Source organism: Anaerobacillus sp. ABA4_114, from assembly GCF_056159065.1.
On the sequence record NZ_JBSWUM010000001.1, the window covers coordinates 2,883,011 to 2,900,117 of the forward strand.

Consider the following 17,107-nt stretch of genomic DNA (forward strand, 5'->3'; position numbering starts at 1 on the left):
CAAGCTAGACCTCTTTCCTCGTTACAAAAACAGCTAACACGACAGCACTCATTCCCCCGACCAATTTTCCAACGATCATGGCAAAAACGATTTCCTTATTCACTCCTGCTACAAACCCTAAATGGCTTCCCAATACGAATGCCCCACTTACAGCGAATGCGACGTTCATGACTTTTCCTCTTGGGTTCATCTCTTTAAGTAACGATAACATTGGGATGTTATGTGCCAAGCTTGCGATCATCGCGGCAGTTGATACGTCGTTTATCCCCATCGATTTCCCTATTTTATTCAGTGGTTTTTTTAAGATGAAAGAGATAAATGTGACTAACGGAAATGCACCCGCAAGAAAAACTGCGATCTTGGACACAATTTCAACAGCTTCAATCAGTGGCGTCATATTCGGAATCATAACGAAACCCGTAAACGTTTCAACACTGATCGCAGCTAGCCCGATGATCGCTACTACCTGTATGCCTTTCGCAAACACAGCGAATCCAGCAATCATCTTATTCGTATATTTAAATAAGCCGATTGAAATAAGAACAGACAAAATGATCGTAGGTATCAAGTTTGCCACAATAACGAGGAGATCCAGACCCGCAACGATTCCACCTACTAAGCAGCCAATAGGAACAGTGATTAACCCTAATAATATCCCTTTAGCGAAATACGGATGATCTTCTTTTGTAATAATGCTTAATGCTACGGGAATCGTAAATGCTAACGTCGGTCCCATCATCGTTCCTAAAAATACCCATGCAAAAAGTTCAGCATCCTTGCTTTCTGCCATCTCTGTTGCTAGCGAGTAGCCTCCCATATCAAGAGCTAACAAGGTATTCGCAAATGAAGCAGGGTCTGCTCCAACCAACCCGTAAATTGGAGCTACTATTGGGGTCAAGATACTTGCTAGAACAGGAGCCAATGAAATGATTCCCACCATCGCAAGTGTTAGGGACCCCATCGTCATAAATCCCTCTGTAAACTTTTCACCAAACCCCCATCGATTTCCCATTATTTTGTCGATCGCACCTATACATAAAAAGGCGATTACGATATAGACAATGATGTCGTTGATTCCCAACCTTCTATCCCCCATCTTCAATCACTTAGATCACTATTCTTCTATGCAGTGACAACTGCCATTTATGGTAACACGGAAAGTTCGGTTTGGTGTGAGTGATCGCGTAATTTTTAATCACGCCATACATATGACGGGTTCCTTTAGAGATAATACAACAGATGAATAACATAGGAGGGAAGAAGATGAATCATCAACAAAATCAAATGAATATGCCAAACGTCCAACAACCTCCGCCAGACACAGGGGAAACAGCACATACTAATCATGGCGGTCACGAGTTGTACGACGCCCATGAAATCATATCAAGCATGATCAATTTGCTCGATCAGTATCAGATGTATGACCAGCATATACAAGATCCTGAATTAAAAGGAATTCTACATCATCAAACGAACTTCATCACGACTATGTACAATTCAATCGTCCAAAGTTTTCAAACCGGACAAGATCCAGTGAACCCTACAGGAAACTATACGATGCAACAGTCGAATGAGGTTGTGTATGGGATCAAGCCTAGCCCACCTAAGAAACCAAATCAGTCAGTCCGTGACTTATCTGATCAAGGATTGTCAGCTTATATGTTAGGTCACACGAAGTCGTTAGCGTCCTTATTTACAATGACTGCACTTGAAATGACGAACCCCGTATTACGTCGAGTTGTCAGTGACAGTGTGCCGAACCTGATCGAATTAAGCTATGAAATCTTTCTTTATCAGAACAAGCATAGCTACTACCAAGTTCCACAACTTTCAGGCCAGGATATGAACCTCATGCTGCAAAGCTATACTCCTGTCTCTGATCAGGGAACGCTTCAATAATGACGAAAGCTGAACGGATAAAATCGTTCAGCTTTTTATATCCAAATACATTCGTTTAACGTTGTTCCATCAAAATGGCAGTGCTCGACCATTGAAAGTACTAACCGCTTAAACAATACCGTTATCAATAAGAAAACACTTAAACAAACGAGCCCCATGTTCATATGAGAGGTCGTTGTCTGAGATTGAAAAGATGTGCAACCCGTGACCTTTAACAGATACCCAATTCCCCACCTTACTCACAGATCGATACAGCTTTGGATCATACTCCTCTACAAAGACATCCCATACAGCTTCTTTCTCCCTTTTATAAGCGATCACTTCATAATCATAGCCGTCTTCGTAATAGCCTATATGAAGGTGCTGGCTAGCGTCATACATGATCCGACCTCCTTCTCTTTGAACCGTCTTATCTTAAAAACGGATGCTCCTCTTTTAACTCCTCTATCATCCTTCGAATCTCTTCATTATCATCGTTTGTTAGATTGCTTACAGCTTTGTTTATATGATTAAATGAAGCTTCAGGTAACTCATGGATATATTCATCCATACTCGTTTCAAGCACACTGACCACCGCTTCTCTCACGAGTAAACTCGAATGCTTGCTGAGCTGCGAAAGTTTCGTCACAACCCAATCGAGATCACCTGCATGCTGCATATAAAAGAGAACCTCTTGAATAAGAGATTCGTCCTTACTTGAGAAGATCACCTCAGCTTCTTCTCTTGTCCACGAAAGTTCCTCATCACCTTCGGGAAAACCGACACTCAGCTTCGTCAGAAATTCATCAAAACTAGAAGCCACCTTTATCACTTCATTGCTTTCTCCTTCGATGTAGATGATCGCAGGCGACTCAGTGGAATAATCAAAGGCAAACCAATCGTTCCCCTCTCCACTGAAAAGGATGATGTTGTCTTTAAGTCCCCACTCTTTAATGAGGTCTGGACTATCGAGTAAACCAGGACGACCGATACCATAGATATGGTCTATTGCTAGATAGGTTTCATCAGCAATTTTCACTGCATTTTGCTTGATGTATCCACCATTCTGCTTCAGCACGAGCTCCTTATAACTCTCTGGCAATGTACGGTTTATTTTCTTCTCATACCTATTTATTGTACGTTCAGTCATAGGTTTTACTTTATACATGCTTCCTCTTTGGTCATCCCATACTTCCAAAAACGTTCCTCCTCGTTGAAAAAGCTTACTCTATTAGTATACCTCCCTTCCATATGATGGCAATATACTATGGTAGAATAGTAGAAGTCGATTGCAAGGGAGGAATAGGATTGAAACGTTTTTTACTACTATGTCTTTCAATTCTGGTAGTAGCCTCGTGTCAAGCGGACGGCAGCGGTGAACAACAATTTGAAAGTTATGACGGACCACCGTTAACCATCGCTATTGTTGGAAAAAAACCAACGATTAAAGAAGAGCGGTCGATCACATTCGTTCCGATGGATTTCGAAGGTTTAAAGAAGATCGACCCATTCGATTTTGACGCGGTATTCATTATGAAAAAGCACTTACAAAAGGCTGCGGTAAGGGAATATGCCGAACTATACAAAACAACGGACCTTCCTTTCTTTTTCATAGGATCAGAAAAAATACCCTACGCTTACTATAATGCGGATTCAACTTACGAAAGTGCTCCAAGTCTAAGTAATTCAGAATATGCGGTAGGTTATTTCGCTCAAGAAGATGGTCATCTCCATTGGGGTTACGGTCTCTATAATCAGGAAATGTCTCAAGAAAACATACTAGACGTCTATAATAGAATGTTCACCACAATCTCAGAATTACAACGTAAAAAAGACTCGTCATCGACGAGTCTCTCTCCTACTATTCAAACGATTAAAGCGCAGATGAAACGGGCTCATGCTTCGAACGATGCTTGTTAAAAAATTCTAACGAAGCAGCATTGAACTCTTTTGGCTTTTCAACGTTACATACGTGGCCACATTCTTCTAATACCAAATGACGGGCGAGTTTGTCGCTCTTCGTGTCTTCTAGCAATGGTTCTACAAAGAGGTGGTCTTCTTCTCCAGAAATGTATAGCTTCGGAACGTTCTTTCCTTTCTTTTGAACATCCGCATACGTTTCTTTCACGGTAAACGCTAAATTATACCAAGCTAAAAAATCTTGACGATTCATTTTAACAGCTTCTCTAATGAACACTTTTCTTGCCGTTGCATGATTTGCTTTCGGCATCATGATGTAAGCAAACAGCTTGTACAACCACATGTAAGGCACAAACCGTTTTACCGCTGTACCAGCCAATAAGAGAAAAGTTGCGAGTGGGGTGAACCGTGTAATTGCCCCTCCAAGTACTGCACTTTTCACTTTCTCTGGTGCACGTTGTAGCATGTGATGAGCAACTACAGATCCTAGTGAAATTCCTACCACATGAGCCTTGTCTATTTTAAGTTCATCTAGAGTATGCAGAAGTTTATCGACAACTAAGTCACTGGTAAATGGTTTATCATAAGTAGAAGTCCCAGGTGATTTTCCATGTCCAGGTAAATTGATCGCTAATACATGAAACTGTTTTTTAAACGTTGCGATCTGTTTACTGAAGATACCATAGTTGCCTCCAAGACCGTGTAGCAAAACGATCGTTTCATTATTTTTGTCGTTACATTTGTAGTATTTATAATCAAGCATGGTGATACAATCCTCTCTATAAAAAAGGGGTGTTGTGTCCTTCTTCTAAAGAACAAGTATAACCTTAAAAGGGTGAAGAAATAAATAACCAAACGCGACAAATGTGCTCTTTTTGTCGGATTTTGCGTGGTTCGTCACACTTTTTTAAAAAATTCTACCTTTTTAAGGCAAAAAAACCTCTTACTTGCAGTTAGAAGGCTTCTCTTAAATCGTACGAGTTATCATACTCTACCCTTAACGCAATCAAATCTAAAGCCGCCTTACCCCCTCGGCAATGCGTTTCTCATCCTGCACATCGACCAATGAAACGTCGTTTGTTGAATCGCATCATGCATCTCCCATAAGTCATGTGTGATCCGAAGTTCAACGCCGTACGAAAACAGTTCTTGAAACAAATCATCGATCTTGTGTTTAGCAATCGGTATTTGCGCTTCCTCACTTATGTAGTACCCAGCGTTCTCATCGAAACTTTGAAAAGACGTCGGGGCAAATTCATACAAAACTAACGTCGTGTTCATCATGGCTTCTAGCCACTTTTGTTCGATGACGACCACATGATGATGCTGCTGTGGTGAAAGGTAAAGCTGTTTATCGTTGTCGGTCGTCTCCCTTCCAACGTGATAACAAACCCTCGGGCAATCTCGCGGTGTTAAGAAATTCGGTAAGCACCTCTCTTCAACCGCCCACACGAGCCCTTTTGTTTGATCAAGATCCTTACGTGTTGGAATTCTTGGTTCAAACACTTCTATGTCACTTTCTTCGCTAACATGAAATAACCTCACTGAAGATCTCTCCCTCATTAATTCTTTCTACAAATAAAAACGCGAAGCTACATTGGATAGAATACCTTAGTCTGTGAATACTAACAGATAGCTTATGTTCGGAGTGATTCTGACATGAAAATAAGACGACATTCAAACAAACAACAAGATTCTTCAAAAGAAAGCAAAAGCATTAAAGAACGAATCATGGACGATTTTCATCATAGCAGTGATCTCCACTGCAAGTCTTTTGAAGTGCCAGAGATCGAGATCACAATTTTGTTTATCGCAGATATCACCAATCGAAAAACGATTCAAAAACTGATCATAGCGCCACTTCTGTTTCTAGCACAAGAAAATGAACCCATTACCCCATTTTCGATCACTGGCAAATTACCAGTAGAATCGATGGAAGTTGTAAAGAACTACGATAAGATCAACACCTACTTGATGGATGGCTTTACGATCATCATAGCAAAAGGAGAAACAGAAGTCGTCTATGCGATTGAAACGTGTAATTTCGTAAAACGTAAAACGAATGAACCCGTTAATGAACCAACGATCAGTGGACCACGTGATGGGTTTGTTGAATCGATTCAAGATAACAAATCACTGATTCGGATGCACCTTCATTCGAATGATTTAGTTTTTGAACGGTTTGCTGTAGGGACGGAAGTCAAAACGTATGTTGAATTAGCTTATATAAAAGGGAAAGCCTCGGAAGAGTTAATAACAGAAGCTAGAGAGCGAATTCAATCTGTTGAGGCAGAATACTTAGGAGACGCTGGATTGCTCGAGCAAGCGATTGGGAAAAACAAGTTCTCAGCATTCCCAGAATTAACGAATACGCAGTTCCCTCTCAAAGTAACCAATGCTTTGATGGAAGGGAAAATTACCATTTTGACAGATGGATCGCCTACAGCACTCATTGCACCGACCACACTAAACATGTTGCTTCAAACCCCTGATGACTATTATTTCAAATGGATTCCGGCTTCTCTTACACGAATCCTTACTTATTTTGCTGCAATCATCTCGTTCGTCTTGCCTGCTGTTTATATTTCGCTCATTTCCTTTCATCACGGTCTCATTCCAACGGACCTCGCCATCTCTTTATCAAAAACAAGAGAGGGCGTGCCGTTTCCATCGGTAATCGAAGCGTTTTTAATGGAACTTACAATCGAAATTTTACGAGAAGCTGGTATACGCCTTCCGAAGCCAATTGGCTCGACGGTGAGTATCGTCGGAGCGATCGTTATTGGTGAAACGGCTGTGAGTGCAGGAATCGTAAGCCCCATGATGGTGATGGTAATTTCATTTACAGCGATCTGTTCATTCACTGTACCGAATTATCAGCTGAGCCTTGCACTACGTTCGATTCGGTTTTTCCTGTTGTTTTTTGCTGCGATACTCGGCATCTATGGAATCCTAATCGCGCTATTTATTCTTTCAACACATCTGGTTTCACTCAGAAGCTTTAACGTTCCATACATGGAACCTTTTGCACCAATTCGATTCAGACAACTCAAAGACTCAGTAATTCGTTTGTTTTTCAGACTAGGTAAAAAGGATGGGAAGCTACATGAATGACAAACAACTGTCGAACTTTCCCATCATTGTGTTCGTCATCTCGACGATCATCGGTGTCGGAATCGTAACGTTACCACGTGAAGCTGCTAATGTTATCGATCAACCGAATATGTGGGTCAGTGTTGTATTAGGTGCTGCGATTGCTTTTCTGAATGGGCTTTTGATCTTTTCTGTCATCAAGCGCTACCCTGAACAGACGATCTATGATATTGGACCACACGTCGTAGGTAGACTTCTCGGGAGTGTATTCAACATCATATTCGTTTTATACGCGATCTGCATTTCAGCTTTTATTATGAGAATGATGGCTGAGATCGTGAATTATTATCTGCTTGACTTAACACCTAGATTGGTCGTCATCTTCGTTCTAATCGTCGCGTGTGTCTACCTTGTTTCAACTGGAATCACGAATATTATGGATTTTTTCCAGCTCTACTTCCCCATCATTTTGCTGATGTTCCTGTTGTTGACCATCCTTAGTGTCCGAAACATTGAAGTTACCAACTTACGTCCAGTTTTCGTAAATGACATTGTTCCTCTCATCATAGGTGCAAAAACGACGTTCTTCTCTTTTGTTGGATATGAACTGATCATGGTTCTATCGAATCGGAAGTCAATATCGGGTTGGAAATCGATGTCGACTATCTTGTTAGTAAGCCTTGGTACTGTATGTACGATCTACGTTCTCTTTTTTATTTTGAACATTGGGATTCTTAGCCTCGAAGAACTGAAGGTGACCACGTTTCCAACCATCGAGATGGCAAAGTCGATCGAATTTCAAGGGTTCTTTTTTGAACGCTTCGAGCTATTGTTTCTGTTCGGATGGATCATTACCATCTTCACGACTGTCGTTGCCTACTACTACGCAGCCCTGGTAGGTATATGCACGACGTTAAACTGCAAGAAAAACATTTACCTCAACATTCTGATTGGTGCATCTATTATTGTTCTTGCGAAATTACCAGATGGAATAACGGAACTGTTTTCGTATGGAACTTACATCAACTATTTGTCTTATGCGTCACTTATTGGTATTCCTTTCATCCTCTTACTCATTTCATCCATTAGGAGGTCTTTACGATGAAAAGAAAGATGGTGTTTACCATTTGTTGTTTAATCTTTCTTTCAGCCTGCTGGGATAGTAATGAAATTGAAGATGTTGGCTTGATCATTGGAATTGGACTTGATTTTGGTGAGGATGAAAAGTTTTCAATGACACACCAATATGTCGTGCCAAATAACATCCAAGGATCCCAAGGCAGTCAGGCATCCGGAAAACCATTTCAAAACCTTACACTCGAAGGAGCATCGTTTTTTGAAATCATAAGAGAAAATTCTCTTGAAACCGATCGTCCACCAAACTTTACACATTTAAAATCACTTATTCTTTCAGAGAAACTTATTGAAGAAGAATCTGTTCGGAAACTGATCAGCTTCTTTTTACGAGATCATGAATTCCGAAGAACAGTCGCCGTATTTGTTACGAAAGAAAAAGTGGAAGATATCATGAGCGTTGAGCCAACAAAGGAAATCTTCCCTGCGGTCCAAATTAAGGAACTTACACAAAATAATGATAAAAGTTTGGAGATTTTAGAGAACACCAAGTTCAGCGAGCTTTCAAGTTATATTTCAGAAGATGTGAGCTTCGTTATCCCTGAAATTGAAATCAACCAGAACCGTATTCGATTATCAGGAGCAGCTGTCATTTCAGATCAAGATTTCAAACTTGCAGGTTGGCTAAACCGTGAGCAAGTGGAAGGTCTCAAGTGGCTTACCGACACCGTAAAAGGCGGTTTAGTGTCCTTAACTGACCAAAAAGAAAAGAATTCAGAAGACCATGTAGTTCTCGAAATTATTAAATCTGGTACAGAGATCCATCCTAAGGTAGAAGACGGAAAGCTAAAGATAGGAGTTATGGTTAAGACGACTGTCCGTCTAGGAGAAGATTGGAACATTGAAAGAGATGTGTTTGAGCAAGGTTGGGATGATAAGATAACAAAGGATGCGGAGAACCACATTGAAAGGTCCATACAAAAAGTCATTGAACCAGCTCAAAACGAATATGAGTTAGATTTTCTTGGTTTATCTAAATGGGTAAAGATCAAAGAACCTGCCTTCTACAAGTCTCATAAAAAGAACTGGAACGAGACGTTTAGAGATGTCCCCATTTCTGTAGACGTTAAGGTTGATGTCGATGGATATGGAACGCAGGATCTACAATAAGCTCCTCTTACCATCATGAGAGGAGCTTTTTTCTAGCGCATCGTATCTGATAAAAGCTTTAATATAAAAGGAGAAACCGCATGAAGGTACATCTTCCTTTCTAAAACGCCGCTTTTTATAGGTACGAACGTAACGCCTTTATGTTCAATCGCATCAGCCATCATCTTTGGAAGATAAGCGATTCCGATCCCGATCGATACAAGTCCAACCATGCCGAGGTAGTGGGTTTCAAGCACGTCTATTTCAATGTCCTTTTCCTGCATCATGTTCGTAACTTGTTCTGAAAGGCTCCCTTCTGGGGGAAGGATCTGCTTATAAGCAAAACATTCCTCCATCGTTACCTCTTTTCTTGAAGACAGTGCGTAAGAAACCGGAATCGCTGCCACGAAGGGTTCTTGAAATAACAACGTTGAATATATCCCTTCGATCCAGGGCGTATCTTGAACGATTGCAGCGTCGATGTCGTGCGCTTTTAATAATGGAACGAGATCACGGCTGTCATTCTGAACAACAGTTACGTGCAGGTTCGTATATTGTAGCTTTTCATAATAACTCGGTAAAAAGTACGAACTTAACAGTGGCGTAGAACCAAACCGGATATGATCAAACTGCTTATAGTGATGAACAGTTTGATCGATTTTTGAAAACAATGGAGAGAGATCTTCATAGAGCGACCTTCCTTTTCTCGTTAGCTCCACTCCTCTGACCGAACGATTGAACAGCGCAAAACCTAGCTCCTCCTCAAGGAGTTTCATCTGTTTACTAAGCGCGGGCTGCGAAACAAAACAAACTTCGGCCGCCTTTGTAAAACTTCTTTTATCTGCAATTTCAATAAAATACTTCAGTTTATTCAGTAGCATGTCCCCACGGCCTCCATAACTTCACATTATTAAAACGTAACAACCACTTCTTAAAATCACTATGCTTTCCACTTTATCATAACCTGAAGTTATCATTTAATGCATTTTATGTATTACCACACTTCTACTCACACCCGTTATTCTAGAAATATGAAACCAGCGCATTCAAAAGGAGACTTCATTATGAAACATTCCGTTCTACTCATTGTCGCGATTCTGTTTGAAGTGATCGGCGCAACGTTTATGAAATTTGCAGACGGGTTTACGAACGCAGGTTATAGCGTCATCGTTTTTCTGAGCTATGCCTTAGCACTCACCTTCTATATCATTCTAACAAGAGACCACGATCTTGGGATCATCAATGCACTCTGGTCAGGTGGCGGGACGGTTACGATCGCCGTCATCGGAATCACACTCTTCGACGAAGCAACGACCGTTACAAAACTAATCGGCATCACACTCATCGTGATCGGTATCGTTGGGTTGAACACACCAAGTAAACATGCTGGAAGAGGAGGACAACCAACATGATGTTTTTAACCATCTCACTTATCTGCTCGGTGTTAGGAAGTATCAGTGTCAAACTGTCGAAAGGATTTAAAAAGCACATCCCAAGCGTGATGTCGTTCCTACTGTTTGGCTTTTGTATCTATTTTCTCACACTCGCTGTTCAAACGATCGATGTCGGAATCGCCTACGCCGTTTGGTCCGGTGTATCCATCGCTGGTACTACACTTGCTGGCATCTTACTTTTTAATGAAAAAGCAAACAAAAGAAAGTTTCTATCAATCGCCGTCATAATCGCTGGCGTCGTTATTCTATAAAAAAAGCCGATCGTGGCGTGCACGATCGGCTTCCTTACATTTACGTTAATTTCTTTAATGCTTCCTTATCGAATGGAAGTAGATCATCCGCTCTTCCATCACGAACTTTCTTCACCCACTCAGGGTCCATCAATAGAGAACGTCCGATTGCGACAAGGTCGAATTCACCTTGATCTAATCGGTCTACAAGGCCATCAAGGCTCGTCGTGTTTGCACCTTCAAAGCTCGTGAACTCACCGTCAAGTCCAACAGAACCAACGGAAATAACAGGCTTACCTGTTAGCTTCTTCGTCCATCCAGCAAGGTTCAGATCAGACCCTTCGAACTCTGGCTCCCAGAAACGACGCGTTGAGCAGTGGAAGATATCTACGCCAGCTTCAACGAGCGGCTGTAAGAAACGCTCTAGTTCTTCTGGTGTTTCCGCTAACTTCGCATCAAAGTTGAACATCTTCCATTGTGAAAAACGGAAAATGATCGGGAAGTCCGGTCCAACTGCACGTCGACACGCTTCGATGATCTCAGCTGCGAATCGCGTTCTACCAACAAGGTCACCGCCGTATCGGTCACTACGCTTGTTCGTTCTTTCCCAGAAGAATTGGTCGATCAAGTAACCATGTGCGCCGTGCAGTTCGATGCCATCAAAGCCAATACGTTTCGCGTCAGCTGCAGCTTGCGCATATGCTTCTACTAGTTCTTCTACTTCTTTTTCAGTAAGTGGTTCGTTCACCTTTTCTCCTGACAGATCAAGACCAGATGGGCCAACTGGCTGTGCTTCCTCATTTGGTAGGTCGCCTGCTTTACGTGTCATTCCAACATGCCAAAGCTGTGGCACGATTTTTCCGCCTGCTTCGTGTACTTCTTTCACAACATTTTCCCAACCGCTCAGTGCCTTTTCTCCGTGAAAGACAGGGATACTCGCACCAGAAACAGAGGCAGGATGATTGATTCCAGTTCCTTCTGTCACGATAAGACCAACACCGTTTTCCGCACGTCTACGATAATACGCTGCAACATCCTCTCCAGGCACGTTAGCAGGAGAAAAGCCGCGCGTCATCGGGGCCATCACCGTGCGGTTTTCTAAGTTTAGGTTTTCACTTGTAAATGATTCGAATAGTGGTTTTAATGAACTCGTTGTTTTACTCAATGGTTTCCTCTCCTTCCATTAATGCAATTTTTATTATTACAGATTCATTATTGGAAAGAAAGTAATCTGTTTGTAGGTAGAGGTTGGCCGGTTGCCCTCACCTCTCCTCTTTCTGAGAAAGCAGCTGGTCGACCTTCTGCTCCAGGCGATCCAGTCTAGATTTTCTTCCCTTTAATACCAATACCAGCACAATTATAAGGGTAGGAATGGATAACAGCATCATAAATGCGAAGAGCTGATAAAGAATATCTCCAATATTTACGTTCATACAGTTGCTCCTTTTTAATAGCTTTTCTCTATCGTTAATACTTTCATGCCAAACGTTGATCCGTAAAAACTTTCTGTTCATCCTTTCTTACCCAACGAAAAAACCCTTTTCACAGGGTTTTTTGTCTACCGTTTATTTTGCGTTCTCATCCGGTTGATGAACACCGAAAATATTCCCTTCAGTATCCATGTAATAGGCCTGCCAAGCCATGCCTGGGAGCGCGTATTTTGCAAGGGCAACTCTTCCGCCATTCGCTAGAATGACCTTTTCCGTCGCATCGATGTCTTCTGATCCCATCGTACATGCATACCCGTTCATCGCGCTGTTCACTTCTGGAGGAGGCGTTTGTCGCTGCATCAACGCGCCGTTGATTCCAAGCTCGTTCGAATCGCCCGTGACGACTCCAAAGTAAGGCATCCCAGCGTATTCGCTCCAGTCTTCAAACGTCCATCCAAACACTTCTCCATAAAACTTTTTTGCACGTTCCATGTCGTCAACATGAACTTCGAAATGAATGACTCTACCCATAAAAACCTCCCGAATCGTTAATGTTTGCCGTAGTGTACAACTAACTATATTCGCTTACTCGGTACATTCTCCTTCTTCAATTTTACGGTTCATCCGTTATGTAAAGTTGAGCGACAACTGCGTACTCTGCATCTTTCACTGAATCAGGAAGGGTTTTATAATCATCAAGCCCTCCTATATCCATGTGGTTCTCACTCGACCCCTTTACGTATGCGAGGTAAACTGTTTCTCCACTTTTTAGCGTGACTTCTCCTTCGAGCTGTTCAAACCCATAGCCTTGAAGATCACGAGGCATTTCGGTCGAACCTTTGCTGTAGCCAGTCGGTGATCCCATCGTGTAAAAAGCGGTGCCTTCTTCCATGTGAAGTTGAAAGGAATGCAGCGCTTTTTTAAACGTTTGATCGTCACCATACGTTTGGAATTGTTCCTTCCCACCGTCACCATTTTGAAAAACAACGATTGAACTAACTAAATGCTCACCATCCGCTAGTTCACCATCAACGGTAAAAAACGTTTTGTAATCGATGCCGATTTGATCGATGATCCTTTGCTCACGCTCAGTTAATGATGCTGACTTAATCGTCAACGTTGAATCGCTTTTTGCTGAAGTCTTCTCCTCTGTACCGGTCGTCTCTTCATTCGTGCATGCTACTAAAACGAGCACCAAGAGCAGCGTCAATAGTTGCTTCATCCCGTTCTCTCCTTACTGAATCTCCCTCCAAAAACGCTTCTAATAATGGTCACCACTAACATCAGGATTCCATTTAGAAGTAGACCGATCGCGCAATAAGCCGTGACGAACGCCGCTCCTTGGCTGTGCAACATCCCTGATACAAGTAAACCAACAATATGGAAGATGACTGCTGAAGCCATCGCTACGAAACTGAGAAGATAGTGATTTATACTCTTCTTAACGTAAAGAGTCCAGCTTCCAATTAATAAGCCGATCGTGACAATGTAAAACCCCAATATCCTTCCTCCTTACCTACGCTACGGAAGCTCACACTTCAAGGTTATTACGCTTTTTCTGAGCTCTTAACGTTTGAATCAAACATGGCACGCCGGCCATCATACTGACAATAAAGCTCCACATCACATACCGCCATTCACCTGTTAAGGATGCCACGATAATGAAGAACACAAGCTGCCCAACCAATGCAAACCAAGTCGCAATCCACGCAAGTGTTAAGTTTTCTTTCATTCCTTTACCTCCCCCCATACTAAGGTTCGCCCCTTCCAATTATTTCAAATTTTCTTAAAAAGAACAATCTCCTTTATTAAAAAGAGGTATAACTTTAGGAATATGCATATAAAAACTTACACCTTGACAGTAAACCGACCGGTATGGTTACATACTTGGTAGTAAGTATACCGATCGGTTTATTTTTTGATAAAATAAAGGAGTGGTAAGATGCTTTCGAAACGGCTAAGCATTATAGCAGCAGTAGGCTTTGTCATCATGTGGAGCTCGGGGTTTGTTGGCGCACGATTAGGGACAGCGGAAGCGAGTTCCATGACGATCTTGATGTGGCGATTTATAGTCGCATCAGGTATTCTCTCGATTTGGTGGTTATGGAAACAACGGAAGAAGCTTTCTGTGAAGAGCGTTGCAACGCAGGCACTCATCGGACTTTTTGCTCAAAGCGGCTACCTTTACTGTGTGTTTCTCTCAGTTGAAAATGGGGTTTCTGCGGGGACATCAAACTTAATCACGACACTTCAGCCAATCGTCGCCGCTGCACTCGCAGGTCCCATTCTTAACGAGTCGACTTCAAAGAAGCAATGGGGTGGATTAGTTCTCGGGATCCTCGGTGTGTTATTCGTCGTTTACGGAGATCTTGGAAGTTCTACTTCCGTTCCTTTATGGGCATATGCGCTATCATTCATGGCGATGATTAGCCTCGTTTTTGCGACGCTTTATGAAAAAACGCTGAAGAGTTCCATCTCCATTACAGATGCACTGCCGATTCAAACGTTGATCAGTGCACTATTCTTTACGATCATCGCCGTGAACACTGGCCAAGCGACACCGCCAGCAACAACTAGTTTCTGGATCGCAGTCGCTTGGGTAGCTGGCTTATCTACGATTGGAGGATATGGATTTTATTGGTTGAACCTTAAGCTAGGAAGCATCACGAGAGTCAGCAGTCTCTTGTATCTGACGCCACCCGTGACGATGGTGTGGTCGTATGTGATGTTCGGGGATAGAATTGGTTTCTTAACGATTGTCGGAATGGTAGTATGTTCACTAGGAGTATGGGTGATCAGTAGAGATCGTTCATCGAATTTGAAAAAACGTGAATTTAAGAAAGAGGTTGTGTAATAGATGGATGAAAACATCAAAATGACGCCTGCAGCGCTTCGCATTCTAGAAACAGCATCAGATTTGTTTTACTGGAAAGGGATCCATATGATTGGGGTCGAAACGATCGCGAGTGAAGCAGGCGTTACGAAAAAGACATTGTACGACCGCTTCGGTTCAAAAGATCAGCTGATCGTAGCTTATTTGAAAAATAGGGACGAACTGTATAAAGCGCACCTGACTTCCTATTTAGACCGTGTTTCAGATGACGAGCCTTATGAAAAAATCCAAAGCATCTTTGACGCACTAGAAAACTGGTTAGAAACGCACAACAAAAGAGGCTGCGCGTTCGTAAACGCATTAGCCGAACTTCCAGAAGAGTCTCACCCTGGAAGGGAAGTCATCATCGAAGAAAAAAGATGGCTGAAACAGCTTTTCACAACGTACCTCGAAGAGCTAGAAATCAAGAACGCTGAACAGCTCGGTGAACGTCTTCTCGTACTGCACGAAGGGGTAACCGTAACGTTTTCCATGAACCTTTATGAAGACGGCATTTCTTCAGTCAAAGAGACAGCAGCACTGCTCATTAATGCGAATCGATAAAAAAGAAGGGCCGCAGCCCTTCTTTTTAGTGCTTTTTAAACGATAATCCATTGTTCGCAAGAGCTTCCTTTAGCTTTGGAATCGAGGAAGGTCCCAGCCCATGAAACGTTAGCGGCTCTTTCTCGCTATAAGTCGAGAGCGTTTCTAACGTTGTGATTCCATTATTTTCGAGAGCTCTTCTCGCTGGTGCTGAAAGTAATAAAAGAAACCCGCTTTCAGGCTTTCGTTCCTGTTCGCAGATCGGGCAAGTTGGACAGTCACTGCTTTTGAAATAAGAGTGTCCCTTTTCACAAATCCGTTTCGTTTTTGAAGACATGAGCAGCTCCTTTCAAGCACCGTTCAGCTATTGATCCTCTTTGCTTGAGCAACGATCGACATAATGATTTTAGACGCTGATTCTTGGCGGCTTAATCGAGGACTTTGCCCCGACCAGAGAGACATGAATTCGGGATTATGTTGTTTTGCGGCTTCTTTTCGAATACCTTTTGTTAACGCGTTTTGTAAGGGATAAGCCAACAGCTCGTGTTCATGACCTTCCATTCTATCGATAAAGGTGTTTCGAATGCCTCTCGCTGGCTTCCCGCTAAAGGAAGAAGTCAGTACGGTTTCTGTTTCTTTCGTATGTACGATCGCTTCTTTATGATGTGGGTTCGCTCCACTTTCATCACAGGTGACAAACGCGGTCCCGAGCTGCGCGCCATCTGCCCCTAGAACCATGGAAGCACAAACCCCTCTTCCGTCCATGATGCCACCCGCTGCGATGACAGGAATCTTCACTGCATCTGCGACTTGAGGGATGAGTGACATCGTCCCAATGCCTTCGTTCGTCGCTAAAAACGTTCCACGATGACCGCCAGCTTCACTACCCTGTGCGACGACAGCATCCATACCAGATTTCTCATTCACGATCGCTTCTTCCACGGAAGTCGCTGTGCCAATCAAGATGATTCCTTCACCCTTAAGGTCTTGAATGACCTCTTTATCCGGTAGTCCAAATGTAAAACTTACAATAGGAACGTTCAGCTCCTTGATCACCTCAATTTGGTTTTCAAAAAGTGATTTATCTATCTCTGGAGAGGATTCTTCCGCTAGTCCTAGTTCGTCTCGAAAAGGGTTCAAAAGCTCGTTTGCATGCTTCATTTCTCGCTCTGTAGCCTTAGGGTATTCAGGGACAAACACATTCACAGCAAACGGCCTGTTGGTTAACGTCTGAATCTCTTCAATCGCCTCTTTCATCGCCTCTGGTGTCATGTACCCAGCCCCTAGCGTACCGAGTGCTCCTGCATTCGAAACGGTAGCAACGAGCGCTGGCGTCGTAACGCCTCCAGCCATTCCTGCTTGTATGATCGGATGTTCAAGTTTCAGAAATTCAAGTAACCGGCTATGCTTCCACATGCAATCTTCTCCTTCCGTAACCTTTTTTTACAGTTTACCACGATTACG

At 42.5% G+C, this 17,107-nt stretch carries 23 protein-coding genes; 9 read left to right on the forward strand and 14 right to left on the reverse strand.

Annotated elements, in window-relative coordinates; all coding sequences use genetic code 11:
- Window positions 1–4 precede the first annotated feature (4 nt).
- A complete protein-coding gene (gene eutH / locus ACXAEY_RS14840) occupies window positions 5–1,081 on the reverse strand; it encodes an ethanolamine utilization protein EutH (RefSeq protein ID WP_474812902.1) in 1,077 nt (358 codons plus the stop codon).
- 182 nt (window positions 1,082–1,263) lie between these two features.
- Between eutH and ACXAEY_RS14845 the strand changes: the two genes are divergently transcribed.
- Window positions 1,264–1,899, forward strand: a complete 636-nt coding sequence (locus ACXAEY_RS14845) for a spore coat protein (RefSeq protein ID WP_474812904.1) — start codon at window positions 1,264–1,266, stop codon at window positions 1,897–1,899.
- Between the two features lie 108 nt (window positions 1,900–2,007).
- Here the strand turns inward: ACXAEY_RS14845 and ACXAEY_RS14850 are convergent, their stop codons facing one another.
- Window positions 2,008–2,280 (reverse strand): DUF3986 family protein, encoded by a 273-nt coding sequence (locus tag ACXAEY_RS14850; protein ID WP_474812905.1) that lies wholly within the window; start codon window positions 2,278–2,280, stop codon window positions 2,008–2,010.
- Between the two features lie 28 nt (window positions 2,281–2,308).
- Window positions 2,309–3,076 (reverse strand): SMI1/KNR4 family protein, encoded by a 768-nt coding sequence (locus tag ACXAEY_RS14855; protein WP_474812907.1) that lies wholly within the window; start codon window positions 3,074–3,076, stop codon window positions 2,309–2,311.
- 110 nt (window positions 3,077–3,186) lie between these two features.
- Here ACXAEY_RS14855 and ACXAEY_RS14860 point away from each other — a divergent pair, with 110 nt between their 5' ends.
- On the forward strand, window positions 3,187–3,798 hold the full coding sequence (locus tag ACXAEY_RS14860) for a hypothetical protein (protein WP_474812909.1): 612 nt from the start codon (window positions 3,187–3,189) through the stop codon (window positions 3,796–3,798).
- Here ACXAEY_RS14860 and ACXAEY_RS14865 read toward each other — a convergent pair.
- Both ACXAEY_RS14865 and ACXAEY_RS14870 read right to left on the reverse strand, forming a co-directional pair.
- Window positions 3,752–4,561, reverse strand: coding sequence for an alpha/beta fold hydrolase (locus ACXAEY_RS14865; RefSeq protein WP_270181259.1), 810 nt, complete (start codon window positions 4,559–4,561; stop codon window positions 3,752–3,754). The two genes, ACXAEY_RS14860 and ACXAEY_RS14865, sit on opposite strands and share 47 nt — an antisense overlap.
- 260 nt (window positions 4,562–4,821) lie before the next feature.
- Window positions 4,822–5,343: a DUF6886 family protein gene (locus ACXAEY_RS14870; RefSeq protein ID WP_474812911.1), complete on the reverse strand. Its 522-nt coding sequence runs from the start codon at window positions 5,341–5,343 to the stop codon at window positions 4,822–4,824.
- A 114-nt stretch (window positions 5,344–5,457) separates the two neighbouring features.
- On the opposite strand from ACXAEY_RS14870, the gene ACXAEY_RS14875 reads away from it, so the two are divergent.
- From ACXAEY_RS14875 to ACXAEY_RS14885, 3 genes are read left to right on the forward strand one after another with little or no spacing between them, the layout of a single operon-like run.
- Complete coding sequence (locus ACXAEY_RS14875) at window positions 5,458–6,912, forward strand: spore germination protein (RefSeq protein WP_474812912.1); 1,455 nt, start codon at window positions 5,458–5,460, stop codon at window positions 6,910–6,912.
- Window positions 6,905–7,996 carry a GerAB/ArcD/ProY family transporter gene (locus tag ACXAEY_RS14880; protein ID WP_474812914.1) on the forward strand — a complete coding sequence of 364 codons (1,092 nt, stop codon included), beginning with the start codon at window positions 6,905–6,907 and terminating at the stop codon, window positions 7,994–7,996. Before ACXAEY_RS14875 ends, ACXAEY_RS14880 begins: the two co-directional genes overlap by 8 nt.
- Complete coding sequence (locus ACXAEY_RS14885; protein WP_474812916.1) at window positions 7,993–9,135, forward strand: Ger(x)C family spore germination protein; 1,143 nt, start codon at window positions 7,993–7,995, stop codon at window positions 9,133–9,135. The genes ACXAEY_RS14880 and ACXAEY_RS14885 overlap by 4 nt, the downstream gene beginning before the upstream one ends.
- Before the next feature lie 32 nt (window positions 9,136–9,167).
- Here the strand turns inward: ACXAEY_RS14885 and ACXAEY_RS14890 are convergent, their stop codons facing one another.
- Window positions 9,168–9,995: a LysR family transcriptional regulator gene (locus ACXAEY_RS14890; protein ID WP_474812918.1), complete on the reverse strand. Its 828-nt coding sequence runs from the start codon at window positions 9,993–9,995 to the stop codon at window positions 9,168–9,170.
- 183 nt (window positions 9,996–10,178) lie between these two features.
- Here ACXAEY_RS14890 and ACXAEY_RS14895 point away from each other — a divergent pair, with 183 nt between their 5' ends.
- Window positions 10,179–10,526, forward strand: a complete 348-nt coding sequence (locus ACXAEY_RS14895; RefSeq protein WP_474812920.1) for a DMT family transporter — start codon at window positions 10,179–10,181, stop codon at window positions 10,524–10,526.
- On the forward strand, window positions 10,523–10,819 hold the full coding sequence (locus ACXAEY_RS14900) for a DMT family transporter (RefSeq protein ID WP_270181252.1): 297 nt from the start codon (window positions 10,523–10,525) through the stop codon (window positions 10,817–10,819). The genes ACXAEY_RS14895 and ACXAEY_RS14900 overlap by 4 nt, the downstream gene beginning before the upstream one ends.
- A gap of 40 nt (window positions 10,820–10,859) precedes the next feature.
- Here the strand turns inward: ACXAEY_RS14900 and ACXAEY_RS14905 are convergent, their stop codons facing one another.
- The 6 genes from ACXAEY_RS14905 to ACXAEY_RS14930 form a co-directional block, all read right to left on the reverse strand.
- Window positions 10,860–11,963, reverse strand: a complete 1,104-nt coding sequence (locus ACXAEY_RS14905; RefSeq protein ID WP_474812923.1) for an NADH:flavin oxidoreductase — start codon at window positions 11,961–11,963, stop codon at window positions 10,860–10,862.
- Between the two features lie 97 nt (window positions 11,964–12,060).
- Window positions 12,061–12,231, reverse strand: coding sequence for a hypothetical protein (locus tag ACXAEY_RS14910; RefSeq protein WP_474812924.1), 171 nt, complete (start codon window positions 12,229–12,231; stop codon window positions 12,061–12,063).
- A gap of 132 nt (window positions 12,232–12,363) precedes the next feature.
- Entirely contained in the window at window positions 12,364–12,759 is a 396-nt protein-coding gene (locus ACXAEY_RS14915) for a VOC family protein (protein ID WP_474812926.1), read from the reverse strand.
- A gap of 82 nt (window positions 12,760–12,841) precedes the next feature.
- Complete coding sequence (locus tag ACXAEY_RS14920) at window positions 12,842–13,450, reverse strand: hypothetical protein (protein WP_474812928.1); 609 nt, start codon at window positions 13,448–13,450, stop codon at window positions 12,842–12,844.
- Window positions 13,447–13,728, reverse strand: a complete 282-nt coding sequence (locus ACXAEY_RS14925) for a hypothetical protein (RefSeq protein ID WP_474812930.1) — start codon at window positions 13,726–13,728, stop codon at window positions 13,447–13,449. Before ACXAEY_RS14925 ends, ACXAEY_RS14920 begins: the two co-directional genes overlap by 4 nt.
- A 31-nt stretch (window positions 13,729–13,759) precedes the next feature.
- Entirely contained in the window at window positions 13,760–13,960 is a 201-nt protein-coding gene (locus ACXAEY_RS14930; RefSeq protein ID WP_474812932.1) for a hypothetical protein, read from the reverse strand.
- 210 nt (window positions 13,961–14,170) lie between these two features.
- Here ACXAEY_RS14930 and ACXAEY_RS14935 point away from each other — a divergent pair, with 210 nt between their 5' ends.
- The gene (locus ACXAEY_RS14935; protein WP_474812934.1) at window positions 14,171–15,082 is read left to right on the forward strand and encodes a DMT family transporter; all 912 of its coding nucleotides are present in this window, start codon (window positions 14,171–14,173) and stop codon (window positions 15,080–15,082) included.
- 3 nt (window positions 15,083–15,085) lie between these two features.
- Window positions 15,086–15,664: a TetR/AcrR family transcriptional regulator gene (locus tag ACXAEY_RS14940; protein WP_270181244.1), complete on the forward strand. Its 579-nt coding sequence runs from the start codon at window positions 15,086–15,088 to the stop codon at window positions 15,662–15,664.
- A 25-nt stretch (window positions 15,665–15,689) separates the two neighbouring features.
- Here the strand turns inward: ACXAEY_RS14940 and ACXAEY_RS14945 are convergent, their stop codons facing one another.
- Window positions 15,690–15,980 carry an RNA polymerase alpha subunit C-terminal domain-containing protein gene (locus ACXAEY_RS14945; protein ID WP_474812937.1) on the reverse strand — a complete coding sequence of 97 codons (291 nt, stop codon included), beginning with the start codon at window positions 15,978–15,980 and terminating at the stop codon, window positions 15,690–15,692.
- Window positions 15,981–16,003: 23 nt separating this feature from the next.
- Window positions 16,004–17,059, reverse strand: coding sequence for an NAD(P)H-dependent flavin oxidoreductase (locus ACXAEY_RS14950; protein ID WP_474812940.1), 1,056 nt, complete (start codon window positions 17,057–17,059; stop codon window positions 16,004–16,006).
- Window positions 17,060–17,107: the final 48 nt, after the last annotated feature.

Excerpts from the sequence above, each read along its gene's own strand:
- ACXAEY_RS14880 (WP_474812914.1), top strand. The coding sequence starts at position 6,905 with ATGAATGACAAACAACTGTCGAACTTTCCCATCATTGTGTTCGTCATC.
- ACXAEY_RS14950 (WP_474812940.1), bottom strand. The coding sequence starts at position 17,059 with ATGTGGAAGCATAGCCGGTTACTTGAATTTCTGAAACTTGAACATCCG.
- ACXAEY_RS14850 (WP_474812905.1), bottom strand. The coding sequence starts at position 2,280 with ATGTATGACGCTAGCCAGCACCTTCATATAGGCTATTACGAAGACGGC.
- ACXAEY_RS14875 (WP_474812912.1), top strand. The coding sequence starts at position 5,458 with ATGAAAATAAGACGACATTCAAACAAACAACAAGATTCTTCAAAAGAA.
- ACXAEY_RS14885 (WP_474812916.1), top strand. The coding sequence starts at position 7,993 with ATGAAAAGAAAGATGGTGTTTACCATTTGTTGTTTAATCTTTCTTTCA.
- ACXAEY_RS14910 (WP_474812924.1), bottom strand. The coding sequence starts at position 12,231 with ATGAACGTAAATATTGGAGATATTCTTTATCAGCTCTTCGCATTTATG.
- ACXAEY_RS14945 (WP_474812937.1), bottom strand. The coding sequence starts at position 15,980 with ATGTCTTCAAAAACGAAACGGATTTGTGAAAAGGGACACTCTTATTTC.
- ACXAEY_RS14915 (WP_474812926.1), bottom strand. The coding sequence starts at position 12,759 with ATGGGTAGAGTCATTCATTTCGAAGTTCATGTTGACGACATGGAACGT.
- ACXAEY_RS14940 (WP_270181244.1), top strand. The coding sequence starts at position 15,086 with ATGGATGAAAACATCAAAATGACGCCTGCAGCGCTTCGCATTCTAGAA.
- ACXAEY_RS14930 (WP_474812932.1), bottom strand. The coding sequence starts at position 13,960 with ATGAAAGAAAACTTAACACTTGCGTGGATTGCGACTTGGTTTGCATTG.
- ACXAEY_RS14895 (WP_474812920.1), top strand. The coding sequence starts at position 10,179 with ATGAAACATTCCGTTCTACTCATTGTCGCGATTCTGTTTGAAGTGATC.
- ACXAEY_RS14865 (WP_270181259.1), bottom strand. The coding sequence starts at position 4,561 with ATGCTTGATTATAAATACTACAAATGTAACGACAAAAATAATGAAACG.
- ACXAEY_RS14845 (WP_474812904.1), top strand. The coding sequence starts at position 1,264 with ATGAATCATCAACAAAATCAAATGAATATGCCAAACGTCCAACAACCT.
- ACXAEY_RS14920 (WP_474812928.1), bottom strand. The coding sequence starts at position 13,450 with ATGAAGCAACTATTGACGCTGCTCTTGGTGCTCGTTTTAGTAGCATGC.
- ACXAEY_RS14890 (WP_474812918.1), bottom strand. The coding sequence starts at position 9,995 with ATGCTACTGAATAAACTGAAGTATTTTATTGAAATTGCAGATAAAAGA.
- ACXAEY_RS14900 (WP_270181252.1), top strand. The coding sequence starts at position 10,523 with ATGATGTTTTTAACCATCTCACTTATCTGCTCGGTGTTAGGAAGTATC.
- ACXAEY_RS14935 (WP_474812934.1), top strand. The coding sequence starts at position 14,171 with ATGCTTTCGAAACGGCTAAGCATTATAGCAGCAGTAGGCTTTGTCATC.